The 24,259-nt window shown below is 70.1% G+C and carries 28 protein-coding genes; 8 read left to right on the plus strand and 20 right to left on the minus strand.

Going from position 1 to position 24,259, the window contains the following annotated elements:
- Positions 1-6 precede the first annotated feature (6 nt).
- The 8 genes from dprA to AUV07_RS06425 form a co-directional block, all read right to left on the minus strand.
- Positions 7-1,191, minus strand: a complete 1,185-nt coding sequence (gene dprA / locus AUV07_RS06390; protein WP_062634698.1) for a DNA-processing protein DprA — start codon at positions 1,189-1,191, stop codon at positions 7-9.
- Positions 1,188-2,717 carry a YifB family Mg chelatase-like AAA ATPase gene (locus AUV07_RS06395; RefSeq protein ID WP_062634700.1) on the minus strand — a complete coding sequence of 510 codons (1,530 nt, stop codon included), beginning with the start codon at positions 2,715-2,717 and terminating at the stop codon, positions 1,188-1,190. Before AUV07_RS06395 ends, dprA begins: the two co-directional genes overlap by 4 nt.
- Positions 2,714-3,076 carry a YraN family protein gene (locus AUV07_RS06400; protein WP_062634702.1) on the minus strand — a complete coding sequence of 121 codons (363 nt, stop codon included), beginning with the start codon at positions 3,074-3,076 and terminating at the stop codon, positions 2,714-2,716. The genes AUV07_RS06395 and AUV07_RS06400 overlap by 4 nt, the downstream gene beginning before the upstream one ends.
- A 111-nt stretch (positions 3,077-3,187) precedes the next feature.
- Positions 3,188-3,514: a DUF2469 family protein gene (locus AUV07_RS06405; protein WP_017204525.1), complete on the minus strand. Its 327-nt coding sequence runs from the start codon at positions 3,512-3,514 to the stop codon at positions 3,188-3,190.
- Between the two features lie 56 nt (positions 3,515-3,570).
- The gene (locus AUV07_RS06410) at positions 3,571-4,230 is read right to left on the minus strand and encodes a ribonuclease HII (protein WP_062634704.1); all 660 of its coding nucleotides are present in this window, start codon (positions 4,228-4,230) and stop codon (positions 3,571-3,573) included.
- On the minus strand, positions 4,227-4,952 hold the full coding sequence (lepB, locus tag AUV07_RS06415) for a signal peptidase I (protein WP_025103349.1): 726 nt from the start codon (positions 4,950-4,952) through the stop codon (positions 4,227-4,229). The genes AUV07_RS06410 and lepB overlap by 4 nt, the downstream gene beginning before the upstream one ends.
- Positions 4,953-5,071: 119 nt before the next feature.
- Complete coding sequence (rplS, locus tag AUV07_RS06420) at positions 5,072-5,422, minus strand: 50S ribosomal protein L19 (protein ID WP_025103348.1); 351 nt, start codon at positions 5,420-5,422, stop codon at positions 5,072-5,074.
- 169 nt (positions 5,423-5,591) lie between these two features.
- On the minus strand, positions 5,592-6,080 hold the full coding sequence (locus AUV07_RS06425) for a hypothetical protein (RefSeq protein WP_062634705.1): 489 nt from the start codon (positions 6,078-6,080) through the stop codon (positions 5,592-5,594).
- A 109-nt stretch (positions 6,081-6,189) separates the two neighbouring features.
- On the opposite strand from AUV07_RS06425, the gene map reads away from it, so the two are divergent.
- Positions 6,190-6,972 carry a type I methionyl aminopeptidase gene (gene map / locus AUV07_RS06430; protein ID WP_062634707.1) on the plus strand — a complete coding sequence of 261 codons (783 nt, stop codon included), beginning with the start codon at positions 6,190-6,192 and terminating at the stop codon, positions 6,970-6,972.
- Here the strand turns inward: map and AUV07_RS06435 are convergent.
- From AUV07_RS06435 to rpsP, 6 genes are read right to left on the minus strand one after another with little or no spacing between them, the layout of a single operon-like run.
- On the minus strand, positions 6,935-7,417 hold the full coding sequence (locus AUV07_RS06435; RefSeq protein ID WP_062634709.1) for a pyrimidine dimer DNA glycosylase/endonuclease V: 483 nt from the start codon (positions 7,415-7,417) through the stop codon (positions 6,935-6,937). The two genes, map and AUV07_RS06435, sit on opposite strands and share 38 nt — an antisense overlap.
- Complete coding sequence (locus tag AUV07_RS06440) at positions 7,414-8,148, minus strand: class I SAM-dependent methyltransferase (protein ID WP_062634711.1); 735 nt, start codon at positions 8,146-8,148, stop codon at positions 7,414-7,416. Before AUV07_RS06440 ends, AUV07_RS06435 begins: the two co-directional genes overlap by 4 nt.
- A gap of 46 nt (positions 8,149-8,194) precedes the next feature.
- The gene (gene trmD, locus AUV07_RS06445; RefSeq protein WP_062634713.1) at positions 8,195-8,899 is read right to left on the minus strand and encodes a tRNA (guanosine(37)-N1)-methyltransferase TrmD; all 705 of its coding nucleotides are present in this window, start codon (positions 8,897-8,899) and stop codon (positions 8,195-8,197) included.
- Positions 8,900-8,918: 19 nt separating this feature from the next.
- Positions 8,919-9,515: a ribosome maturation factor RimM gene (gene rimM / locus AUV07_RS06450; RefSeq protein ID WP_082802873.1), complete on the minus strand. Its 597-nt coding sequence runs from the start codon at positions 9,513-9,515 to the stop codon at positions 8,919-8,921.
- Position 9,516: 1 nt separating this feature from the next.
- Complete coding sequence (locus tag AUV07_RS06455) at positions 9,517-9,747, minus strand: RNA-binding protein (RefSeq protein WP_025103341.1); 231 nt, start codon at positions 9,745-9,747, stop codon at positions 9,517-9,519.
- Between the two features lie 6 nt (positions 9,748-9,753).
- Positions 9,754-10,191, minus strand: coding sequence for a 30S ribosomal protein S16 (gene rpsP / locus AUV07_RS06460; RefSeq protein WP_062634715.1), 438 nt, complete (start codon positions 10,189-10,191; stop codon positions 9,754-9,756).
- A 208-nt stretch (positions 10,192-10,399) separates the two neighbouring features.
- Between rpsP and AUV07_RS06465 the strand changes: the two genes are divergently transcribed.
- Complete coding sequence (locus tag AUV07_RS06465) at positions 10,400-11,551, plus strand: glutamate--cysteine ligase (protein ID WP_062634717.1); 1,152 nt, start codon at positions 10,400-10,402, stop codon at positions 11,549-11,551.
- 12 nt (positions 11,552-11,563) lie between these two features.
- Here AUV07_RS06465 and AUV07_RS06470 read toward each other — a convergent pair whose 3' ends face one another.
- Positions 11,564-12,535, minus strand: a complete 972-nt coding sequence (locus AUV07_RS06470; RefSeq protein ID WP_025103338.1) for a sugar-binding transcriptional regulator — start codon at positions 12,533-12,535, stop codon at positions 11,564-11,566.
- Between the two features lie 102 nt (positions 12,536-12,637).
- Between AUV07_RS06470 and AUV07_RS06475 the strand changes: the two genes are divergently transcribed.
- The 3 genes from AUV07_RS06475 to glpK all read left to right on the plus strand — a co-directional run bounded on the left by AUV07_RS06475 (position 12,638) and on the right by glpK (position 16,746).
- Positions 12,638-14,347 (plus strand): glycerol-3-phosphate dehydrogenase/oxidase, encoded by a 1,710-nt coding sequence (locus tag AUV07_RS06475; RefSeq protein ID WP_062634719.1) that lies wholly within the window; start codon positions 12,638-12,640, stop codon positions 14,345-14,347.
- 92 nt (positions 14,348-14,439) lie between these two features.
- A complete protein-coding gene (locus AUV07_RS06480) occupies positions 14,440-15,195 on the plus strand; it encodes an MIP/aquaporin family protein (RefSeq protein WP_062634721.1) in 756 nt (251 codons plus the stop codon).
- Positions 15,196-15,231: 36 nt separating this feature from the next.
- Positions 15,232-16,746, plus strand: a complete 1,515-nt coding sequence (gene glpK / locus AUV07_RS06485; protein ID WP_062634723.1) for a glycerol kinase GlpK — start codon at positions 15,232-15,234, stop codon at positions 16,744-16,746.
- Between the two features lie 161 nt (positions 16,747-16,907).
- Here the strand turns inward: glpK and AUV07_RS06490 are convergent, their stop codons facing one another.
- Positions 16,908-17,783: a LysR family transcriptional regulator gene (locus AUV07_RS06490; RefSeq protein ID WP_062634725.1), complete on the minus strand. Its 876-nt coding sequence runs from the start codon at positions 17,781-17,783 to the stop codon at positions 16,908-16,910.
- Positions 17,784-17,861: 78 nt separating this feature from the next.
- Between AUV07_RS06490 and AUV07_RS06495 the strand changes: the two genes are divergently transcribed.
- The gene (locus AUV07_RS06495) at positions 17,862-18,770 is read left to right on the plus strand and encodes an EamA family transporter (RefSeq protein WP_062634726.1); all 909 of its coding nucleotides are present in this window, start codon (positions 17,862-17,864) and stop codon (positions 18,768-18,770) included.
- Positions 18,771-18,782: 12 nt separating this feature from the next.
- On the opposite strand, the gene ffh is transcribed toward AUV07_RS06495, so the two are convergent.
- Both ffh and AUV07_RS06505 read right to left on the minus strand, forming a co-directional pair.
- Positions 18,783-20,345, minus strand: coding sequence for a signal recognition particle protein (gene ffh, locus AUV07_RS06500; RefSeq protein ID WP_062634728.1), 1,563 nt, complete (start codon positions 20,343-20,345; stop codon positions 18,783-18,785).
- Between the two features lie 148 nt (positions 20,346-20,493).
- Entirely contained in the window at positions 20,494-21,081 is a 588-nt protein-coding gene (locus AUV07_RS06505) for a TetR/AcrR family transcriptional regulator (RefSeq protein ID WP_062635215.1), read from the minus strand.
- 87 nt (positions 21,082-21,168) lie between these two features.
- Here AUV07_RS06505 and lipB point away from each other — a divergent pair, with 87 nt between their 5' ends.
- Both lipB and lipA read left to right on the plus strand, forming a co-directional pair.
- Positions 21,169-21,819, plus strand: coding sequence for a lipoyl(octanoyl) transferase LipB (gene lipB / locus AUV07_RS06510; RefSeq protein WP_062634730.1), 651 nt, complete (start codon positions 21,169-21,171; stop codon positions 21,817-21,819).
- Positions 21,816-22,805 (plus strand): lipoyl synthase, encoded by a 990-nt coding sequence (gene lipA, locus AUV07_RS06515; protein ID WP_062634732.1) that lies wholly within the window; start codon positions 21,816-21,818, stop codon positions 22,803-22,805. Before lipB ends, lipA begins: the two co-directional genes overlap by 4 nt.
- 10 nt (positions 22,806-22,815) lie before the next feature.
- Here lipA and AUV07_RS06520 read toward each other — a convergent pair whose 3' ends face one another.
- Positions 22,816-23,316, minus strand: a complete 501-nt coding sequence (locus tag AUV07_RS06520) for a DUF2004 domain-containing protein (protein ID WP_060922216.1) — start codon at positions 23,314-23,316, stop codon at positions 22,816-22,818.
- A 43-nt stretch (positions 23,317-23,359) separates the two neighbouring features.
- Positions 23,360-24,232, minus strand: a complete 873-nt coding sequence (gene ftsY, locus AUV07_RS06525; protein ID WP_025103328.1) for a signal recognition particle-docking protein FtsY — start codon at positions 24,230-24,232, stop codon at positions 23,360-23,362.
- Between the last annotated feature and the right edge of the window lie 27 nt (positions 24,233-24,259).

The raw sequence follows: 24,259 nt of genomic DNA on the forward strand, positions 1-24,259 counted from the left end.
GTCCCCCTAGGGCGCCGTACCCCTCCCGCGCCAGCCGTCCCCGTCGCGGCGAGCGAGCCCGTCGAGGTCGAGCAGACCGAGCAGGGCCCTCGTCCGCTCGACGGTGAGACCCGCGCGCTGTGCGAGCTCCGCCTCCGTCCGAGCGGTCCGCGTGCTCAGCGCACGGAGGAGCCCCACCCGCCCCTCGTCCGTCGCTTCGCGTCCCCGGGGCGACCGGGCACCGACAGGGAGCATCTCGGCGACCTCCGCCGCGGAGGTGACGCACACCGCGTCGTATTCGCGCAGCAGCCGGTGGCAGCCGGCCGAGGACGCAGACGTCACCGGACCGGGTACCGCGCCGAGCGGCCTGCCCAGCGTCGCCGCGTGACCTGCCGTGTTGAGGGAGCCGCTACGCCAGCCCGCCTCGACGACCACCGTGGCCTGCCCCAGCGCCGCGATCAGTCGATTACGCGCGAGGAAGCGCCACCGCGTCGGCGCCGTGCCGCACGGCACCTCGCTGACGACGACCCCGTCGACCGCGATCCGGGCCAGGAGGTTACGGTGCCCGGCGGGGTACGGGCGGTCGACTCCCCCGGCGAGGACCGCGATCGTGCCCCCGCCGACGGTCAACGCGGCGCGGTGTGCTGCGCCGTCGATGCCGTAGGCTCCGCCGGACACGACAGCCGTGTCCCCCACGGCCAGATCTCCGGCCATGTCGGCGGCGACCCGCTCGCCGTAGGCGGTGGCCGCTCTGGCACCGACGATGGCGACACGCGCGGCGCTCGTCAGGAGTTCGGCACGTCCGCGCACCCACAGCACCATCGGCGCCTCCGCATCGAGATCGTCGACGGACGTCGGCCAGCCGGGGTCTCCGGGGAGCAGCAGCTGCGCACCCGCTTTCTGCGCGCCGCGGAGGGCCGCGACCACAGCCACCGGGTCGGCGCGCTGCCGCCACCGTGCGCGCGCCTCGTCGAGAGCCCGACGAGCGCCGACGGCGCGGACCACCGGCCAGGATCCCCCGGACCCTTCCAACGCGAAGCGCAGCCCGTCGGCCGGGCCGAACTCGCGCACAAGGGTCGCGGCGACGGCGTCCCCGGGGTCGGCGACGACCGACCAGGCCACCCGCGCCAGCGTCTCCGTCACCTCCCCGGCTCCGCGCACGCCCTGCGCCGCGTCGAGCGCATCCTTGCGGGAGAAGAGTCCGTCGATCATCGCGCCGCCCCCGTCCGCAGAAGCAGGGCGCGACCGACCTCGTCCGAACCGGGGCTGTCCCGCGCGGAGAGATCGGCCATGGTCCAGGCGACCCGGAGGACGCGGTCGTAGCCGCGGAGCGTCAACGCGCCGCGTTCCAGCGCCCGATCGAGACCCGCGCGAACCTCCGCGGGGAGGCGGAACCCGCCATGCCGAAGCACCGTGCCCGGGATCTCCGCATTGCGACGCCACGGCGTGCCTCGCCAACGCCGCTCGGCCCGTGCGCGCGCGGCGCCGACGCGGTTCCGCGCCTCGACGGTCGTGACACCCGCCCGCTCCCCCGCCAGCGAGCGCGACGCCGCGACGCGCGTGACCGGAAGATCGATGTCGAGCCGGTCACGCAACGGACCGGAGAGCCGGGTGGCATAGCGTCGCAGCGCCTGCGGAGGACAGATGCAGTCGCCGTCCCGCACGCCCCGGTTGCCGCAGGGACATGGGTTCATCGCCAGCAGCAGCTGGAAACGCGCCGGGAACCGCACCACGAAGCCCGAGCGATGCACATCCACGAAGCCGGTCTCGAGCGGCTGACGGAGCGCGTCCAGGACCACCCGCGGGAACTCCGCCGCCTCGTCGAGGAAGAGGACGCCCCGGTGTGCACGGGCCACCGCTCCGGGTCGCGCCGTCCGCGATCCACCTCCCACCATCGCCGCCACTGAGGCGCTGTGGTGCGGCGCGACCAGCGGGGGCTGATGGTCGAGCCCGGTCACGGCCTCACCGCAGAGGGAGCGCACCGAGGCCACCTCGATGGCCTCCTGCTCGGTCAGCGGCGGCATGATCCCGGGCAGACGCCCTGCGAGCATCGTCTTCCCCGCTCCCGGCGGACCGCTCAGGAGCATGTTGTGGCCACCGGCGGCCGCGACGATGAGCGCCTCGACGGCTTCCTCCTGTCCCAGGACATCGCTCAGATCGCGCTCATCGGGGTCATCCTCCGGCGGTTGCGGCCCCGGGACCGGCTCGACGTCCGGCACGTCCACCTCCGCGCCATGCCAGGCGGCGACCTCCGCGAGCGAGGCGGCGGCACGCACCTCCACGCCGGCGACGAGACCCGCCTCGGTCGCGTTGCCGTGGGGCACGATCACACGCTCGAACCCCGCGCGGGCGGCGGCGAAGACGGCGGGAAGCACGCCCGGCACGGGACGCAGGCGCCCGTCGAGCCCGAGCTCCCCCAGGTGCACGGTCTGCCGGACGGCGCGCCGAGCGATCACATCGCTCGCGGCCAGGCAGGCCACCGCGATCGCGAGGTCGAAGGCGGCCCCGTGCTTGGGCAGACTCGCCGGTGAGAGGTTCACCGTCAGGCGCCGCCGCGGCAGCGGGAGGCCGGAGTTCACGCAGGCGTTGTGCACGCGCTGGACCGCCTCCCCGAGGGATTTGTCCGGGAGCCCGATGATGCGGAACTCCGGCGTCTGCGGGGAGAGGTCGGCCTCGACCTCGACCACGTGCCCGTCCGCTCCCGTGAGCGCCACAGACCACGTGCGTGCGGTGCTCATGCGATGTCCTCGAGGTGCTCGACGGTGGCTGTCTCGGGGGATGCACCGGTGATACCTATCGCTTCCACCCGGAGGACCTGTCCGCGCGCCAGATCGGGATGCTCCGCCCGCCACGCATGAGCGAGCCGCCACAGCCGCCGACGCTTCCGGTCGTCGATGGCGTCGAACGGGTGCCCGAACGCCGTCGACCGCCGCGTCTTCACCTCGATGACGGACAGGTGTGCTCCGACGATCGCCACGAGATCCAGTTCGCCCTGGGGACACCGCCAATTGCGGTCGACGATCCGATACCCGCGCTTCGTCAGATAGTCCGCTGCCTGCTGCTCCCCGGCTCGCCCGAGGTCGTCTTTCGCTGCCATCCCGAAAGGATGGATGTCAGCACCCCGTCACCGCCGTGGTCCCGCGCGAACAGTCCAGAGGCTGTGGAAACGGCGAAGAATGTCACCGCTGTGCAGGAACGGCGCGCCGCATCACTCTCCGTCGAGGGAGAGCTCCTGCGGCAGTTCGAACTCGCGGCGCTGGAGCTCCTCGACGTTCACGTCCTTGAAAGTGAGCACCCGGACGGCCTTGACGAAGCGGTCCGCCCGGTAGATGTCCCACACCCACACGTCGCTCATGGAGATCTCGAAGTAGAAGTCGTGCTCGGTGTCCCGCCGCACGACGTTGACCTCGTTGGCCAGGTAGAAGCGACGCTCGGTCTCCACGACGTACTGGAACTGAGAGACGACGTCGCGGTACTCGCGGAACAGCGCGAGCTCGAGCTCGCGGTCGTAGTCGTCGAAGGCTTCCTCATCCATGATGAGTCCATCCTATGGTCGTCCGGCGCCGGTCGCGGCATCCCGGGCGCGGCCGCTCAGAACAGCGTCGGCGCGTCGGCGATCGCCCACGAGGACCGGTGGAACGGGGAGAGCCCGAACGAGCGGATGGCCTCCCGGTGCTCCGGGCTCGCGTACCCCTTGTTGCGATCCCACTGGTAGTCACGGTGGCCCTCGTGCAGCTCCGCCATGTGACCGTCTCTCGCGACCTTCGCAATCACCGACGCCGCGGACACCGAGGCGCAGTCGCGATCCGCCTTGATGACAGGCCGCACACGCAGGGGCACGGGATGCACTCGCGAGACGTAGTCGTGATTGCCGTCGAGGAGCACCAGGGCATTCTCCACCGTCGCGCCCTGTGCGACGACCGCCTCCACGGCCCGCGAAGCGGCGAGCCCCAGCGCCCGCATGATCCCGACCTCGTCGACCTCCGCCGCGGTCGCCCAGCCGACGGCCGAGGCCTGCACCCAGGAGGCCGCCCGGGCGGCGACGTCGGGTCGCCGGCGCTCGGGGACCAGCTTCGAGTCGCGCAGCCCCTCCGGCACGCGGCGACGCGCCCCCTTGGCGTCCATCACGGCTGCTCCGACGGCCACCGGTCCCGCCAGTGCGCCGCGACCGACCTCATCGAGAGCGATGATGAGGTCGCACTCCCCCAGGAGCTTCCGCTCCAGGGTCAGTCGAGGCGTGATGACGGTCATTCGGGGTCCGGCACTCCCGTGAAGATGTCGTGGTGGCCGTCGATCGGTCCGAATCGGTCGAGCGGCCAGGTGGTCAGGAACGCCTTGCCCACGATGTTGGAGACGGGGACGAAACCGCCGCTGGGAAGCTCCTGGTGTGCGCGGGCGTCGCGGGAGCGGTCCCGGTTGTCGCCGAGGAGCCATACGGAGTCCTCCGGCACGACGACGTCGAACGGCTCGTTGGAGGCCGCGGTGTCCCCCTCGGGGAGGTTCAGGTAGCTCAGCTCGTCGATCGGGGCGCCGTTGATCGTGATCTGCCCCAGCGCGTTGCAGCACACCACGTGGTCGCCCTCGACCCCGATCACGCGCTTGACGAGGTGGTCCTGGGTGTCGGTCGCCGAGATGCCCACGAAGGTGAGAACCCAGTCGACGGCCTTGACGAGCGGCGGCTGTGCCGGCGCCTGCGGCATCGGGTCGAGCCACCCGCCCGGATCCTTGAAGACGACGATGTCGCCGCGCTCGTAGCCGGTCCAGCGCGGCGTGAGCTCGTCGACGAGGATGCGGTCGTCGATCAGCAGCGTCCGCTCCATGGAGGCCGAGGGGATGTAGAACGAGCGCACGACGAACGTCTTGATGACGAAGGACACCAGCGCGGCGATGACGACGATGACCAGCACGTCTCGGAGGAAGACCAGGAACCCGCGCCGCCGTCGTGTCGGGCGTGCGGACGGAGAGTCAGTCATCTGGTTCCTTCTCGAAGAGTGCACCGTGAGCGCACGGCAGTAACAAGGTTCGCACACCGGGGACAGAACGAAAGCACCCCGGGACATCGTGTCCCGGGGTGCTGTGAAGAAGCTTCGCGTCAGTTGTTGACGCGCTTCTCCTTGATCTTCGCCTTCTTGCCGCGGAGCTCGCGCAGGTAGTAGAGCTTGGCGCGACGCACGTCACCGCGCGTGACGACCTCGATGTGGTCGATCACCGGGGAGTGCACGGGGAAGGTACGCTCCACACCCACCTGGAAGCTGATCTTCCGGACGGTGAAGGTCTCGCGGACGCTGTCACCCTGGCGGCCGATGACGACGCCCTGGAAAACCTGGATACGGGAGCGGTTGCCCTCGGTGATGTTGACGTGCACCTTGACGGTGTCACCGGGGAAGAACTCGGGGATGTCGGAACGGAGCGAAGCCGCGTCGACGGCGTCGAGGATCTGCATGATCGTCTCTCTCTGCACTCGCCTCAGGTCGGATGCACGGATTAGGAAGGAACAAGAATGGGAGTGTGCCGAACGGCGCTGACGCGTCCGCGGGCTCCCCTGGGGCAGAGCCGGTCACGGCACAAACAACCATTCTGCCACGGATGACAGGCCCGGCCAAAACGGCGGGTCAGAGCCGGTCGTCGGTCTCCCGCACCACGATCACCTCGTGCACGCTCGTCTGCGGGCTCTCGGTGCGCGGCGGCGTCATCGTCGACCACGAGATGGTCTCGCGGATGCGCGTCCCACTCCCCCGTGCCTCGTTCCAGAGCTGCCACAGCTGCAGCCACACCAGGCCGATGCCCACGACGATGGCGGCCGCGAGGAGCCAGCCGAAGGCCCCGTCGATGAAGAAGCCGACCGCGATCGTGAGCGCGTGCCAGAGACCGAACCCGGCGACGTCCCACCACGAGACGGCACGCTCGGCGCGGACCGACGGGCGGGAGCGCGTCAGCAGCGTGAGCAGGAGCTGCCCCAGGAACACCGAGGGCATCGCGATGAGCAACACCCAGAGGATCGACCAGCCGCCCTGGAAGACGGCCCAGCCGATGAGCAGCCACAGCGGCAGGAGGAACGCCGACGGCAGCAGCCAGCGGAAGAAGGCCTGTCGGATCCACATGCTCCGATGCTACGGCGACCGTGCCTGCGGGTCACGGGTGTTCGCTGAGAGCGGCAGGCGCCGGGCACCCCGTCCGATCAGGGAGAATGGAGACGACGAGAGGACACTGATGATCGAACTGCGCACCCCTGCCGAGATCGATGAGATGCGCGCGGCAGGCCGGTTCGTCGCCGAGACGCTGGCGACCCTGCGCGACGAGACGAAGGTCGGCACCAACCTCCTGGCGATCGACCGCCGGGCCCATGACATGATCCGCAAGGCCGGCGCCGAGTCCTGCTACATCGACTACCACCCGTCCTTCGGGGCGAGCCCCTTCGGCAAGGTCATCTGCACCTCGGTGAACGACGCCGTGCTGCACGGCCTCCCGCATGACTACGCGCTCCGGGACGGCGACCTCGTCACCCTGGACTTCGCCGTCTCGGTCGACGGCTGGGTCGCCGACTCCGCGGTCTCCTTCGTCGTGGGTACGCCGCGGGACGAGGACCTCCGTCTCATCGACACCACGGAACGCGCGCTGGCCGCCGCGATCGAGACCTCGGTGGTCGGCAAGCGCATCGGCGACATCTCCGCCGCGATCGCCGACGTCGCGCACGGCGAGGGCTACTCCATCAACACCGACTTCGGGGGCCATGGCGTCGGCCGCACGATGCACGGCGACCCTCATGTGGCGAACGACGGCCGCGCAGGCCGCGGTTTCCCGCTCCGCGCGGGCCTCGTGCTCGCCCTGGAGCCCTGGTTCCTCGCGACGACGGACGAGCTGATCACCGACCCCGACGGCTGGACGCTGCGGAGCGCGGACGGCTCCCGCGGCGCGCACTCCGAGCACACCATCGCCATCACCGATGACGGACCGATCATCCTGACGGATCGCTCGTTCCTCGGCGTCGACTGACTCCGGTCGCGGGGTCGGCGCGCTCCCAGGGCGCGACCGGCCCCGGCACGACGACGAACAACGGGTGCGCCTTCGGGAGCTCCACAGACCCGTGTCGGCTGAGCACCTCCGGGCTGCGCTCGGCGAGCTTCGCCTGCAGATGCTCCCACTCGCGTGCCAGCTGACCCGTGGTGACCGGGATCGACGGCACCGCCGACTCCGCTCGCCGGATACGCGTGCGGTCGAAACGGTAGCCGCGCTCGTCCGCCTCATCGGCGACGCCCACCAGGTACGCACCCACCGTGGCCACGGGATCGGCCGTCGCCCGGAAGCGCTCGAGCTGCGGGTGTCGCTGATATCCCTTCGTGGCGTCGGCGAGCACCGCCTGAGCGAGGAGGGTCTCCCGCCAGCAGGCGACGAGCCCCTGACGGTCGAGGTACTCCGGATGCAGCGACCAGATCCTCATGCGCGGCGGTAACGGAACACGTCGGTGAGGTGCGGCAGGTCGAACTCCGCCTTCCCCCGCGTCTCGTCCGTGCCGTCCAGCACTGCCTCCAGGGCCGCCACCATCGCCGTGCGCTGTGCCTCGTCCGCCACGAGGAAGCTGCTCACCGTGCCCCACCGTCGGAGGTAGTCCGCGCGGGTGATCCGCTCGGTCCAGCGCACCTCCTCGTGGATCTCCAGGACGAAACCGGGAAGGTCCGTCGCGGACGCGGAGGTGTCGTCGTCCGCGCCGACCGCGGGATGCGCCACCCGGTGGCACGCGAGATCCCAGGCACAGGCGGGGTCGGCGCGATTCCACAGCAGCCCGAGCGTGCCGTGAGGGACGAGCGTGCGGGCGATCTCAGCCGCCGCCGTGTCCCGATCGAACCAGTGGAACGCCTGCGCGACGCTGACCGCATCGACGGAGTCGTCCGGCACGGGGATGCTCTCCGCGGTCCCCAGCCGCGCGTCGACCGTCGGGAGCGTCCGCGCGAGCACGGCGAGCATCGGCGCGGACGGCTCGATCGCGATCACCCGCGTCGCCCGCGCGACGAGCAGGCCCGTGAACTTCCCGGTGCCGGCGCCGAGGTCGAGCGCCGTCGCCACGCGGTCCGGAACGATGATGTCGGCCGCGCGCTCCGGGAACCCCGGCCGGTAGCGGTCGTACTCCTCGCCGATGCTCTCGAACGATCGCGCGCGTGTCACATCCACCATGACTCGACGCTAACAGCAGTCGTCGCGGCGGATGGCCGCGGACGGGTCAGCCGTCGGTCGGCGCGTCCGGGAGCAGGTCAGGGCGTCGCAGGCGGGTGCGGACCAGCTGCTGCTCGCGGCGCCATGCCGCGATCGCGCCGTGGTTGCCGCTGAGGAGCACGTCGGGGACGGCGCGCTCGCGCCACACCGACGGCTTCGTGTAGGACGGGTACTCGAGGAGGCCGTCCTCGTGCGACTCCTCCACCAGGCTCTCCGGATTGCCGACGACACCCGGGATCAGCCGACCGATGGCCTCGATCATCGCCATCGTCGCCACCTCGCCGCCGTTGAGCACGTAGTCTCCGAGGCTCAGCAGCCGCACCTCGCCACGCTCGGCGGCGTACTCGAAGACGCGTTCGTCGATGCCCTCGTAGCGCCCGCAACCGAACACGAGGTGCTCGCGTCCCGCGAGGTCCCGCGCGGTCGCCTGGGTGAAGACCTCCCCGGCCGGCGACGGGAAGATGATGGTCGGCGCAGGGGTGACGTCCGCCGTGAGCTCATCGAGGGCGAGGCCCCAGGGCTCCGGCTTCATGACCATGCCGGCTCCCCCGCCGTACGGGGTGTCGTCGACGGTGCGGTGGCGGTCGTGGGTCCAGTCGCGCAGATCGTGCACCTGGAGGTCGAGCAGACCCGAGCCTCGCGCCTTGCCGAGCAGGGAGAGCGTCAGTCCGTCGAAGTACGAGGGGAAGATGGAGACGACGTCGATGCGCACGGGGGAACCGTATCAGCGGTCACTCGGCGCCGTCGGAGGCGGCGGTCCCGTCCTCCGACTCGGGAAGCTCCTCGAAGAGCCCGGCCGGCGGGGTCACGATGACGCGGCCGGCCGCCACGTCGACGGTGGGGACGATGGCCTCGACGAAGGGGACCATCACCTCGTCCGCGCCGCCGGTCGACGGCTTCACGATCAGGAGGTCCTGCGCCGGCAGGTGCTCGACGCGCACCACACGGCCGACGACGGTCTCGTCGCGGACCACGTCCAGACCGACGAGCTGGTGGTCGAACCAGGCGTTGTCCTCGGTCTCGTCCTCGTCCTGGTCCATCCAGAGGATGGCGCGGACGAGGCTCTCGGCCGCGTTGCGGTCGTCCACGTCCTCGAAGAAGACGACGGGGTTGCCGTTCATCACCCGGTATTCGCGGACGACGATCTCCTTGCCGTGCCACGGAGATGCCTCGGGCACCTGCAACGTGAACGCGGCCCCGGGGACGAAGCGCCGCTCCGGGTTGTCGGTGTAGAGCTCGAGCTTCAGGGCGCCCTTGAGCCCGTGAGCCTTGACCAGGCGCCCGACGCGCAGCTGGTTACGGCCCTGGATGCGGTCCTGCGACACCACGTCAGTCGTCCGCGACGTCGACGCGGACGCGGCGCCCGTCGGCGAGGGCGCTCACGAGAGTGCGCAGGGCCTTGGCCGTGCGGCCGCCGCGCCCGATCACGCGTCCACGGTCGTCGGGGTGCACACGCACCTCGAGCAGGTCGCCACGGGGCGACGAGGATTCGTGGATGCGCACATCTTCGGGGTGATCGACGATCCCCTTGACGATGTGTTCGAGCGCGGCGGCGAGCACGATGGATTACTCGGCGTCGGCGGCGGGAGCCTCAGCGGCCTCCGCGGCGGCGTCAGCGGCGGGGGCCTCCGCAGCGGGGGCCTCCTCCTTCTTCTCCGCCTTGGGCTTGATGACCGACTTCTTCGAGGCATCGGCCTCGAACGCGGCCTTCTCGCCGGCGACCTTGAGGGTGGACTTCGCGTCCTTGTCGCCCTTGAAGGTGCCCCAGTCGCCGGTGATCTTGAGGATGGCGGTGACCTGCTCGGTCGGCTGCGCGCCGACGGAGAGCCAGTACTGCGCACGCTCGGAGTCGACCTCGATGAACGAGGGCTCCTCAGTGGGGTGGTACTTGCCGATCTCCTCGATCACACGACCGTCGCGCTTGGTGCGCGAGTCGGCGACGACGATGCGGTAGTACGGCGCGCGGATCTTGCCCATGCGCTTGAGACGAATCTTGACAGCCACGATTCTCCTGAATGGTGTGGAAGGAAACGAACCGGTCGCCTGGAGCGTGGGGTGCACACCCGGCGGAAGCTCAAATGAGGAGGACGAGCGCTGGATAGAGGGTCGAGCACGTCGTCCGACCCTCTATTCTGCCAGATGCGTGCGCCGGGTGCGAAACCCGGCGACACGGCGTTGCGGAGCAGGCCCGGCCCCGTGTCAGACTGTCCCCGTGCAGCTCGACTTCGCCGCTTCGGCCCGCTCCACCGTCGGTCTCGAGTGGGAGATCATGCTCGCCGATCCCGAGACCGGTGATCTCGTCGGTCGCGCACCGGAGCTCCTCGCCGCGCTGGAGGCGGAGAGCGAGGACGAACGCCACACCGTCACCGGCGAGCTCCTCACCAACACCATCGAGGTGACCAGCGGGATCGGCGACTCCGTGGCCCACGCCGTCGACGACATCGCAAACGCGATCGCGGCGGTGCGGTCGGCCACCGACCCGGCAGGGATCGAGCTGCTCTCCGCCGGAAGCCACCCGTTCGCCCAGTGGTACGACCAGTCGGTGACCGACAAGACCCGCTACCACAGCCTCATCGAGCGCACCCAGTGGTGGGGGCGCAACATGATGATCTGGGGCATCCACGTGCACGTGGGCGTGGACGAGCAGCGCAAGGTCTTCCCCATCATCAACGCGCTGTCGGCCTACCTCCCCCACCTGCAGGCGCTGTCGGCGTCCAGCCCCTTCTGGGCCGGGGAACGCACGGGGTACGCCTCCAATCGCGCCCTCGTCTTCCAGCAGCTGCCCACGGCGGGCCTTCCCTGGCCGCTGCGCGACTGGTCGGAGTTCGAGCGGTACCTGGACGACATGGTCCGCACCGGTGTCATGGCCGATGCCACGGAAGTGCGCTGGGACATCCGTCCCGCCCCGCGCTGGGGCACGATCGAGGTCCGCGCGTGCGACGGCCTGTCCACGCTCTCCGAGATGGCCGCGGTGGCCGCGCTCGTGCAGGTCCTCGTCGAGCACTTCTCCCGGCTCCTGGACGAAGGGGCCGCCCTGCCCGACCTCCCCGCGTGGTTCCACCGCGAGAACAAGTGGCGCGCGGCCCGATACGGCCTGGACGCGCGGGTCATCGTCGATACGATCGGCACGCAGCGCCCCGTGCGCGAGCACCTGACCGAGAAGATCGAGGAACTGGCCCCGGTCGCCGTCGAGCTCGGGTGCGTGCGCGAGTTCGGCAGCATCGCAACGATCCTCGACGGCGGAGCGAGCTACGCCCGTCAGCTCGCGGTCGCCGACGCCACGGACGGCGACCTCCGCGCCGTTGTCCAGCACCTCATCCGGGAGTTCCGGACCGGACCGCAGTCCTCGATCGAAGGCGAGTGACGCGAACGCCGCTCAGTCCTCGACGAGCCGGCGCGCGAGCCCCTCGTCCAGGACCACGTCGGTGATGAGCTCGGCCGCGATCGCCGCGCGCAGGCTCGCGAGCTTGGGCACGCCGGAGACGACGCAGACCCGCCTCGGCACGCGCCGCAGCCGATCGAGGCCCGGCCCCGTCGCCCGCGCATTGAGCCGGATGTCGCGCCAGGAGCCGTCGGCGCGGAAGAAGACCGTCGCCACGTCGCCGATCGCGTGGTCCTCCCGCAGACTGCGGTAGTCCTCCCGACCGAGGTAGCCGCCGACGTACACCCGGCTGGGCACCTCCGCGGCGGGGGACCCGAGGCTGAACACGGCGATGTCCATCTTCGCCTGCAGGTCGAGGACGCGCCGGGTGCTGCGCTCGCGCCACATCGCCTCGCGAGTGGCGGGGTCGTCGAAGAACGCGGGGACCGGAAACTGCTGCACCTGCGCCCCGAACGCGCTGCCGAAGCGCTGCAGGATGTCGCTGGAGTACTCCACACCGCTCGTCTGGGTGTTCCCGGCGCCGTTGAGCTGCACGAACGTCGTGTTGTGCGTCTCCTTCTGGGTGAGACCGCGGCTGACCGCGCTGATCGTCGATCCCCACGCGACGCCGACGATCATGTTCGAGTCCACGAACTGCGAGAGGAGTCGTCCCGCGGTCAGAGCGACGCGCTCCAGACGTTCGACCTCGCTGACGATCTCGGCCATCGGCACCACGTGCGCCACCACCCGGTGTCGGTCCCTGATGCGCTGCTCGAGCATCCCGAGGCGCTCCAGCGGCGAATTGATGCGGATGTCGACGAGGCCGCTCTCCCGCGCGAAGCTGAGCAGCCGCGACACGGACGATCGCGAGGTGCCGAGCTCCTGCGCGATGACCTCCATGGTCTTGTCCTGCATGTAGTAGAGCTGCGCAGCGGTGAGCGCGGCGACCAGCTTGCCGTCGCGCGATGGCGCTCCGGATCCCGCCATGATGACCTCCTCTCCCCCGATCCTTGCACATATGTGCAGCGAGCTTGCGCGCGACGTCACGGAGGTCGATGCTGGTGGCAAGCAAGGAAGAGAGGGTCGACGATGATCGATTCCACCCACACGTCCCCGGAGCGGGACGCCGTCCGCGCGCTCCGCGAATCCGGGCGCACCAGTGTCCTCGTCATCGGCGGCGGCATCAACGGCATCTCCACGTTCCGCGACCTGGCCCTGCAGGGCGTCGACGTCGTCCTCGTCGAGCGCGGCGACTTCGCCTCCGGGGCCTCCGCGGCGTCGAGCCACATGATCCACGGCGGCATCCGCTACCTGGAGAACGGCGAGTTCCGCCTCGTGCGCGAGTCGGTGGAGGAGCGCAACGGGCTGCTCAAGATCGCTCCGCACTACGTCAAGCCGCTGCAGACGACGATCCCCATCTACTCCACGTTCTCCGGGATCCTCTCCGCTCCGCTCCGCTTCCTCACGCACAAGAGCGGGAAGCCGAAGGAGCGCGGCGCCTTCCTCATCAAGGTCGGTCTCACGATCTACGACACGTTCTCCCGCGACGGCGGCACCGTGCCCCGGCACCGCTTCCTCGGCCGCAAGAAGTCCCTCGCCGAGCTGCCGTCGATGGATCCGAAGATCAAGTACACGGCCACGTACTACGACGCGTCGATGCACGACCCCGAGCGCCTCGCGCTCGATGTGCTGCAGGACGGCCGCGCCGCGCACCCCGGTGCCGTGGCACTGAACTACGTCGAGGCGATCGGCCGCGACGGCGAGCAGATCACGCTCCGGGACCGCGAGAGCGGCACCGAGTTCACCGTGACCGCCGATGTCGTCGTGAACGCCTCCGGCCCCTGGACCGACCTCACGAACGACGCCCTCGGCACCGACACGCACTTCATGGGCGGCACCAAGGGATCGCACATCGTGCTCGACAACCCCGAGCTGCTGGCGGCGACGCGGGGTCGCGAGATCTTCTTCGAGCACTCCGACGGCCGCATCGTGCTGATCTACCCGCTCAAGGGCCGCGTCCTCGTCGGCACCACCGACATCGATGCCGACCCGCGCGAGGTGCCGGTGTGCACGGAGGAGGAGATCGACTACTTCTTCGACCTCGTCCACCACGTGTTCCCGTCCATCGCGGTGACGCGTGAGCAGATCGTCTACAACTTCTCCGGCATCCGCCCGCTCCCCCGCCACGAGGACACCGCTCCCGGCTTCGTCTCGCGCGACTACCGCGTCGAGGTCGACCGCCAGGGCGCGGTCCCGCTGGTGAGCCTGGTCGGCGGCAAGTGGACCACGTTCCGCGCCCTGGGCGAGTCCCTCTCCGACACGGTGCTGGGCCTCCTCGGCCGCACGCGCACCGTGTCCACGGCGGGTCGCGCGATCGGCGGCGGACGCGAGTTCCCGCGTACCGAGAAGGCGAAGCGGATCTGGATCCAGGAGAACCTCCCCGGCGCCGGCGCTCGCGCCGAGCAGCTCCTCGCGCGCTACGGCACCCGGGCAGCAGCTGTGTGGGCCTTCGTCGAGCAGGGGGACGACGCGCCCCTCGCCGGCGGCGACCTGTCGACGCGCGAGCTGGAGTGGATGGTGAACGAGGAGATGGTCACCCGTCTCGAGGACGTCATCCTGCGCCGCACCAGCATCGCCTTCACCGGCGGTGCCCGGGCAGAGGTGCTCGACGAGATCGCCGACGCCCTGGCTCCCCTCCTCGGATGGGACCGCGAGCGTCACGACGCCGAGGTGGAGCAGACGCGTGTGCTGCTGAACGAGCGACACGGACTCCACATCCCGTCCCGCGCCCGCGGCTGACGGGGCTCCGACCACCGCGCCCTCCTCGCGGTGCTACCCCATAAGGGGTCGGGGCAGAGGGGCCCCGACCCGCAAGAAAGGTCAACGAAGACATGACTGACGTCAATCTCGGTCTCTACTTCCTCTCCGAGCTCGTCGGCACCGCGATGCTGGTCCTGCTCGGCTGCGGTGTGGTCGCGAACGTCGCCCTGGCGAAGAACAAGGGCTTCGGCGGCGGCTTCCTGATGGTCAACTGGGGATGGGGTCTCGCGGTGTTCGCGGGTGTGCTCGTCTCGGCGTACTCCGGTGCCATCCTGAACCCGGCCGTCGGCATCGGCCTGCTGGTCGCCGGCAAGATCACCTTCGCGATGTTCCTCACCGCGACCGCCGCGGAGCTCCTCGGCGCGATCATCGGCGCGATCGTCGTCTGGCTCGCCTACAAGCAGCACTTCGACGAGGAGCCGGAGGCCGCCAACAAGCTCGGCGTCTTCTCCACCGGCCCCGCCATCCGCTCCTACGGCTGGAACCTCGTCACCGAGATCATCGGCACCTTCGTCCTCGTCTTCGTCATCTTCGCGTTCGCGGACTACGGCGACATCGAGGTCGGTACGCCCGGCGGCCTCGGCCCGCTCACGGCTCTCCCGGTGGCCCTGCTGGTGGTCGCCATCGGTGCGTCCCTCGGTGGCCCGACCGGATACGCCATCAACCCGGCTCGTGACCTCGGTCCCCGCATCGCCCACGCGATCCTCCCGATCCGGGGCAAGGGTTCCAGCGACTGGTCCTACTCGTGGGTGCCCGTCGTCGGTCCGCTCATCGGTGGTGTCATCGCCGCCCTCGCCGCCCCCGGCCTGCTCAGCCTCGCCGGCTGATCCCCCTCAACCCCTCGGGAATTCAAAGGAGAACACATGGCTGACTACATCATCGCGATCGACCAGGGAACGACGTCGAGCCGCGCGATCATCTTCGACAAGAAGGGCAGCATCGTCGCCACCGGCCAGAAGGAGCACGAGCAGATCCTTCCCAAGGCCGGCTGGGTGGAGCACGACGCCGCCGAGATCTGGCGCAACGTCCAGGAGGTGATCGGTCTGGCCCTCGGGCGCGCCGATCTGACCCGCCACGACATCGCCGCCGTGGGCATCACGAACCAGCGCGAGACGGCCGTCGTGTGGGACAAGACCACGGGCAAGCCGGTCTACAACGCCATCGTCTGGCAGGACACCCGCACGCAGGAGATCGTCAACCGCCTCGCGGGCGACGAGGGCGTCGACCGGTTCAAGTCGATCGTCGGCCTCCCGCTGGCGACCTACTTCTCCGGCACCAAGATCACCTGGATCCTGGAGAACGTCGAGGGTGCCCGCGAGAAGGCCGAGGCTGGAGACCTGCTCTTCGGCACTACCGACACCTGGGTCCTGTGGAACCTGACCGGCGGCATCGACGGCGGCGTGCACGCGACCGACGTGACGAACGCCTCCCGCACGATGTTCATGGACCTCGAGACGCTGGAGTGGCGCGACGACATCCTCGAGGCGTTCGGTGTGCCGCGGTCGATGATGCCGGAGATCCGCTCCTCCTCCGAGGTCTACGGTGCTGCCGAGAGCTCGTCGCTGCTGCGCGAGACGCCGATCGCCGGCATCCTCGGCGACCAGCAGGCGGCGACGTTCGGGCAGGCCGCGTTCCAGAAGGGCGAGAGCAAGAACACCTACGGCACGGGCTGCTTCCTCATCTTCAACACGGGCGAGGAGATCGTCCGCTCGAAGAACGGGCTGCTCACCACCGTCGGCTACAAGCTCGGCGACCAGCCCACGCACTACGCGCTGGAGGGGTCGATCGCCGTCACCGGCTCGCTCATCCAGTGGCTGCGCGATCAGCTCGGCATCATCTCCTCCGCCCCTGAGGTCGAGGAACTGGCCGAGAAGGTCGAGGACAACGGCGGCGTGTACATCGTCCCGGCGTTCTCGGGTCTGTTCGCACCGTACTGGCGTCCGGACGCCCGTGGCGCGATCGTCGGCCTCACCCGCTACGCGAACAAGAACCACATCGCGCGCGCTGCGCTGGAGGCTGTGGCCTTCCAGACCCGCGACGTGCTCGACGCGGTCAACGCGGACGCCGGAGTGGACCTCAGCGAGCTCAAGGTCGACGGCGGCATGGTCGCCAACGACGCGCTCATGCAGTTCCAGGCCGACATCCTGGGTGTTCCGGTCGTGCGTCCGATGGTCGCCGAGACCACCGCACTCGGTGCAGCCTACGCCGCGGGCCTCGCGGTCGGCTTCTGGAGCGGCCTCGACGACCTGTCCGCGAACTGGCAGGAGGACCGCCGCTGGGAGCCCTCGCTCGACGAGGCCGAGCGCGACCGTCAGCTGCGCCTGTGGCGCAAGGCCGTCACCAAGTCGATGGACTGGGTCGACGACGACGTGCGCTGATCACCACGCGATGAGGCGGGTCCGGGTTCTTCCCGGGCCCGCTTCGTCGTCTCCGGCTCAACGTTCTGCGGAGTCGCCTGCACGATCCGGGTACGGTGGCCCGCCCGTTCCGGGGATTCCGTCGTGCATCCGTTCGCAAGTCGTGCAGCCGGACCAGGGTGTCAGGAGGCCGTGGCGACGATGTCGAGGAAGGCGCGGGCGGCGCTGCGCGGTGCGGCGGCGTCCCAGGCCAGGTGCTCGACACGGACGGGGCCGTCCTGGATGGCCACCGTGTCGACGACGTCTCGATAGCCCCGCACCACCCCGGGCGCGAGCAGCGTGACGGCGAGGCCCGCAGCGACCAGGCCGATCAGGCTCGCGGCCGCGTCGGATTCGAAGGCCACGTCCCGCCCGACCCGCGCGGCCAGGAAGGCCGCATCGCTCTGCGCGCGTCCCGATGTTCCGGCGGGGAAGTCTGCGAAAGCGGAGTCCGCGAGGTCACTCAGCCGCACCTGCCGCTTCGCGGCGAGGTGGTGCCCGCGAGGCAGCACCGCTACCAGCGGCTCGTGGGACAGGGGTCGAGACGCCACACCCTGGGGCTCCACACCCTCCCGAAGCCCGAGGAAGGCGACATCGAGGTCGCCCTGACGGATCGCAGTCATGAGGCCGTCGCTGTTCCCCTCGCGAAGCTCTACGCGGGCGGCCGGATGCGCGGTGCGATAGGCCACGAGGAGCGCGGGGACGTCGACGGCGGTCACCGTGGGGATGATCCCGAGCCGGAGCGTTCCGACGACTTCGCCCGCAGCGGCCGCGGCATCCTCCCTCGCCTGATCCGCGGCGCGCACGGCGAGACGCGCGGAGCGGAGGAACGCCTCTCCGGACTCGGTCGCACGGACGCTGCGGCTGGTGCGCGCGAACAGCCGCACGCCCAACTCGCGTTCGAGTGAGGCGACCTGATGGCTGAGCGCCGACTGCGTGACGTGACAGCGCTCCGCCGCGCGGGTGAACGAGCCGGTGTCCGCCACGGCGACGACATATCGCAGCTGCTGGAGTTCCATGGTTCCATGATCGCTCGTCATGGATAGCGTGACAACAATGCGTTGGACTCATCTGGATGCGGCGCGCAGGCTGGGAGCATGAACCGCCTCACGCTCACCCTCGTCACGGCCCTCGCGCCCGCGGCGTGGGGTACGACCTATCTGGTGACGACAGAGCTGCTCCCCGCCGGGCATCCGCTCCTCGCCGGCCTCCTCCGCTCGCTTCCTGCGGGTCTCCTCGCGGTGCTGCTGGCCCGGCGCCTGCCGCACGGCGTCTGGTGGGGTAAGGCCCTCGTGCTCGGCGCCCTCAACATCGGCGCGTTCTTCCCGCTGCTGTTCCTCGCGGCCGAACGCCTCCCCGGCGGGGTGGCTGCCGCCGTCGCCGGTGCGCAGCCGCTCATCGTGCTGGGACTCGGGGCGCTCGTGCTCGGGGAACGTGTCCGACCGGTCTCCGCGGCCGCCGCCGTCGCCGGAGCGGCGGGGGTCGCCCTCGTCGTCCTCGGCCCTGCCGCCGCGCTGGACTTCTGGGGCCTCGTCGCGGCTCTCGGCGGGGTGACCGCGACGGGCCTCGGGATGATCCTCACCAAGCGCTGGGGACGCCCCGCCGGGGTCGGTCCCGTGGCCTACGCGGGCTGGCAGCTCACCGCGGGAGGACTGCTGCTCCTCCCCCTTACCTTTGCGGTCGAGGGCCCGCCTCCTGCCCTCGACGCCGATGCGCTCCTCGGCTACCTCTGGCTCGCGACGGCCGGAGGGATCGTCGCGTACACGCTGTGGTTCCGCGGGATCCAGCGCCTGCCCGTGATCGTGCCCGGGCTCCTCGCGCTGCTCTCACCGATCGTCGCGACGCTGCTCGGCGTGCTCGTGGTCGGCGAGAGCTTCACCCTGGTCCAGGTGGCGGGCATCGTGATCACGCTCGCCGCCCTCGTCGGCGGGCAGTTCGCGGCACGGCCGCGAGGCACGCCCGCGACCACGGTCGATCCTTCGGCCGCGCCGGTCGCCGTGCGCTGAGGTCCCGGCCGCTCAGCCCTTGCCGAACAGCTTCTGGATCTCAGCGAGGTCCGCCTCCGAGGGGGCCGCGCCTCCCCCGCCGAGGCCGAAGCCCGCGCCGGTCGGTGCCGACGAGGCCGCGAGGCCGGCGTTCTCCGCCGCGCGCTTAGCGGGGTTTCCGGAGCGGGAGCGGTTGCCGCCGCCACCCTTGCCTTTCTTGCCGCGCTTCGACGAGGCGCCGGGCTTGCCCATGCCGGGCACCGGGCCCATGCCGGGGATGTTCGGCGTGCCGCCACGGGCGACCGTCTTCATCATCTTCGCGGCCTGCTCGAAGCGCTGGACAAGCTGGTTCACGTCCGTCACGGTCATGCCGGAACCGCGCGCGATGCGCAGACGGCGCGAGCCGTTGAGGATCTTGGGGTTGCGACGCTCGACCGGCGTCATGGACCGGATGATGGCCTCGGTGCGGTCAATCTCGCGCTCGTCGAAGTCCTCGAGCTGCTGCTTCATCTGGCCCATGCCCGGGAGCATCCCGAGCATCTTCTTCATCGAGCCCATCTTCTTCATCTGCTGGAGCTGCTCGAGGAAGTCCTCCAGGGTGAAGGCCTCGTTCGCGAGCTTCTCCGCGACCTTGCGTGCCTCCTCCTCGTCGAAGGCCTGCTGGGCCTGCTCGATGAGGGTGAGGATGTCGCCGAGGTCGAGGATGCGGCTCGCCATCCGGTCGGGGCGGAACGGCTCGAGGTCTTCCAGCCGCTCGCCCGTGGAGGCGAAGATGATCGGGCGACCCGTGACCGAGGCGACCGACAGCGCCGCTCCGCCTCGCGCGTCGCCGTCGAGCTTGGAGAGCACGACGCCGGTGAAGTCCACGCCCTCCTGGAAGGCCTTGGCGGTGTTGACGGCGTCCTGACCGATCATCGCGTCGATGACGAAGAGCACCTCGTCCGGGTTGACCGCCTTGCGGATGTCGGCGGCCTGCTTCATGAGCTCAGCGTCGACACCGAGGCGGCCGGCGGTGTCGATGATGACCACGTCGTGCTGCTGCCGGCGGGCGTGCTCGACACCGTCGCGCGAAACCTTCACGGGATCGCCGACGCCGTTGCCGGGCTCGGGCGCGTACACGGTGGCTCCGGCCTGCTCCGCGACCACCTGGAGCTGGTTCACGGCGTTCGGACGCTGGAGATCGGCGGCCACGAGGAGCGGCGTGTGGCCCTCACTCTCGAGCTGCTTGGCGAGCTTGCCGGCGAACGTCGTCTTCCCCGAACCCTGGAGGCCGGCGAGCATGATCACGGTCGGCGCCGTCTTGGCGAACTGCAGGCGCCGCTGCTCACCGCCGAGGATCTGGACGAGTTCCTCGTTGACGATCTGCACCACCTGCTGCGCGGGGTTCAGCGCCTTGTTGACCTCGTCGCCGAGAGCGCGCTCGCGCACCTTGGCGGTGAAGTCCTTGACGACCGCGAGCGCGACGTCGGCATCGAGCAGAGCGCGACGGATCTCGCGCACCGTGCCGTCGACGTCGGCGGCGGTGAGCTTTCCCTTCGTGCGCAGGTTGCGGAAGGTGTCGGTGAGCCGATCGGAGAGCGTGCCAAAGGTAGCCATGGTGCCTACGATTCTACGCGAGCGGAGCCTCCACGCTCAGCGCGGCACGGAGGCGACTCGCCGGAACCCCGCCTCGCTGTCGAGACCCCGCCCCGCAAGCGTGAGCACGCCGGGGCCTCGGCGCGAAACCGGGGTCTCGCGAGGGCGGTCAGTCCCGCCAGGGGAGATCGTGCACGCGGGCGAGGGCCTCGTGCAGCACGGACTCCGGAGTGCCGCGGCCGGCACCCTCCTCCGCCCACACCCGGAGCGCCGACATGACAGCGGCCGCCTGCGCGGCCCCGAGCACGTCGGCGCGCATGACGTCGATCCCGGCCGCGCACGCCGCTCGGGAGATGGCGGCGGAGAGGCGGGCCAGACGGACGCCCGTCTCCCGCACCAGCTCCTCCTCGAGGGCCATGGCCGCCGCGTTCCGCAGGGCCAGCGCCAGAGGATCCGGCGCGAAGTCCTGCACGATGCCGTGGAGGATCAGCCGCACCCGCTCCCCCGTGGCCTCGCGACCGAGGTCGTCCAGCGCGGTGGTGGCGACGCCGATGCGCTCGTCGATACCGGACCACAGCACGTCGCTCTTGGACGTGAAGTAGTTGAAGAAGCTCGACCGGCTGACCCCCGCCCGCTGCGTGATGTCGGCGATGGACGTGGCCTCGTACCCACGCTCCAGGAAGAGCTCGCAGGCGGCCTCGGCGAGAGTCTCGCGCGAGGAGGCCTTCGGGCGGCCGGCGCGACCAGTCCGGTTCATGACTTCACGGTACCGCGCGCCGCGCCGCACCCCGGACGAGGATGTATTGTTGGACGCAATCCATGTATTAGAGGGAAGCGACGACGCATGCTCGACATCCTCACCCCCGGCTTCATGCCGACCCCTGTCCCCTATTCCGACGGCTGGGCCCTGCAGCGCCGTGTGCACGCAGACGTCGTGTCCGGTGCCCGCCCTGACACGCTCATCCTGCTCGAGCACGCGGCCGTCTACACCGCGGGCAAGCGCACGGAGGACCACGAGCGCCCCCAGGATGGGACCCCGGTCATCGACGTCGACCGCGGCGGGAAGATCACCTGGCACGGGCCGGGACAGCTCGTCGGCTATCCGATCTTCCGGCTGCCGGAGCCGATGGACGTGGTCGCACACGTCCGGCGGCTGGAGCGGATCCTCATCGAGGTGCTGCGTCCGTTCGGGGTCGACGGGCATCAGGTCGAGGGGCGCAGCGGTGTGTGGGTGCGCCGACCGCTCTCGGAGGACAAGGTGGCCGCGATCGGCGTGCGGGTGCAGCAGGGCGTGACCATGCACGGCTTCGCCATCAACTGCGACAACAGTCTCGCCCCCTTCCGCGACATCATCCCCTGCGGCATCACCGACGCCGGCGTGACCACGGTGAGCGAGGTGTCCGGCCGCGTGGTCGGCCCGCTCGACCTCGTCGACGCCGTGCAGGACGCCTTCCGCACCGCGCACGCACCCGACCTGACAGGAGTCCCGGCATGACCGCCGCACCCGAGGGGCGCAGGCTCCTCCGCCTCGAGATCCGCAACGCCGAGACCCCGATCGAGCGCAAGCCCGAGTGGATCAAAACCAAGGCCAAGATGGGGCCGGAGTACTCCGCCTTGCACTCGCTCGTGAAGAGCGAGGATCTGCACACGGTGTGCCAGGAGGCCGGCTGCCCGAACATCTACGAGTGCTGGGAAGACCGCGAGGCGACGTTCCTCATCGGGGGATCGCAGTGCACGCGTCGCTGCGACTTCTGCCAGATCGACACCGGCAAGCCCGCCGACTACGACACCGACGAGCCGCGACGCGTCGCCGAGAGCGTGCAGCGGATGAACCTCCGCTACGCGACCGTCACGAGCGTGGCCCGCGACGACCTCCCCGACACCGGTGCCTGGCTGAACGCCGAGACGGTGCGCAAGATCCACGAGCTGAACCCGAACACCGGCGTGGAGCTGCTGGCCAACGAGCACAACGCCGACCCGGCGTTCCTCGGCCAGATCTTCGATGCCCGCCCGGAGGTGTTCGCGCACAACGTGGAGACCGTGCCCCGCATCTTCAAGCGCATCCGTCCCGCGTTCCGCTACGAGCGGTCGCTGAACGTGCTCACGCAGGCCCGCGACGCCGGACTCATCACGAAGTCGAACCTCATCCTCGGCATGGGCGAGGAGCCGGAGGAGGTCGTCCAGGCGCTGCAGGACCTCCACGACGCCGGCTGCGACATCATCACCATCACCCAGTACCTCCGCCCGACCCCGCGTCATCTCCCAGTGTCGCGGTGGGTGAAGCCGGCCGAGTTCGTCGAGTTCAAGGAGGAGGCGGAGCGGATCGGCTTCCTCGGCGTGCTCGCCGGGCCGCTGGTGCGCTCCTCGTATCGAGCCGGACGGCTCTGGGCGCAGTCGATGACCTCGAAGGGACGGGAGATCCCCGCGCACCTCGCACACATCGCGGAGAGCGCCGACCTCGGCTTCGCGCAGGCGGTCTGACCAGCGGCGGTCAGTCGGCGCTCATGACCGACTGCACACTGCCGTCGGATCCGAGGTTCACGAGCAGCACGTCGTCCGTGGCGCTGTCATCGAGCGCGTACTCCAGCACGGCGAACGGCTCGGACCCGCCGTGCTCGTCGGCGAGGATCGTCATGCTCATCAGGCGCAGTGATCGGATGATGTCCACGGCCGCGTCCCCGGACACGTCGATGAGGACGTCGGGGAGGTCGTCGCCGAACACCTCCTGCTGCTGCAGGATGTACTCGGTCACCTCGCTCGTGCGGTCGTCCACCTCGGCGAGCATCCCGCGCCGTGCGGTCGCGTCCACGTTCTCCAGGCCGGCGATGAGCCCGGCGGCGATGTCGAGGGCGTCGGCGGAGACGTCGTCCTGGTCCGGGGCCGTCAGATCCACGGTCACGCTCTGGTCGCCGAGCTCGACCGTCTCCGACCAGAAGATCGAGCCGTCGGGGCCCGACGACAGCAGTCCGAAGTAGTCGTGTTCGATCGCCATAACGCTATGAAACCAGCCTGGTGCTCGGGGCGGAAGCCCTGTGTCAGCCGACCAGCGCCTGCACGAAGACGTGCGGCGTGAAACCGGTCAGATCGTCGATGCCCTCGCCCTGCCCGAGGAGCTTCACCGGGATGCCCGTGCGCTCCTGCACCGCGAGCACGAAGCCGCCCTTGGCCGAGCCGTCGAGCTTGGTGAGCACGAGACCTGTGACGCCGGCGTGCTGCAGGAAGGTCTCCGCCTGCATGACGCCGTTCTGCCCCGTCGTCGCATCGAGGACCAGGAGCACCTCGCTGATGGGAGCCTGCTTCTCCACGACACGGCGGATCTTGCCCAGTTCGTCCATCAGGCCGCCCTTGGTGTGCAGGCGTCCCGCCGTGTCGATGATCGCGATCTCCATACCCTCGCGCTTCGCGTACTCGACGGTCTGGAAGGCGACGGAAGCCGGGTCCTGGCCTTCCTGCTGCGGGCGGACGATCGCCGCTCCCCCGCGCTGAGCCCAGGTGGCGAGCTGGTCCACGGCCGCGGCACGGAAGGTGTCGGCGGCGCCCACGACCACACTCCGCTGGTACCCGCGGAGGAACTTCGTGAACTTGCCGATCGTGGTCGTCTTGCCCACGCCGTTCACCCCGACGACGAGGACCACGGCCGGGCGCTCGGTGAGCTTGAGCGTGGTGTCGAACTTCGCGAAGTGCTCCTCCAGGGTCTCCCGCAGCATGCGCTGGAGGTCCTTGGGGTCGGTGGTGCGGTACTTTGCGACCTTGTCGCGCAGCTCTTCGACGATGCGCTCGCTGATGTCGGGGCCGAAGTCCGCCGTGATCAGCGCCGTCTCCAGGTCTTCCCACGTCGTCTCGTCGATGGTGGGCTTCACGAACATGCCGCGCAGCGCGCGACCGAGAGACCAGGACTTCTCTGCCATGCGTCCAGCCTACGGGTAGCATCCAGG

The sequence above is a fragment of the Microbacterium sp. CH1 genome (assembly GCF_001595495.1).
Taxonomy (GTDB): Bacteria; Actinomycetota; Actinomycetes; order Actinomycetales; family Microbacteriaceae; genus Microbacterium.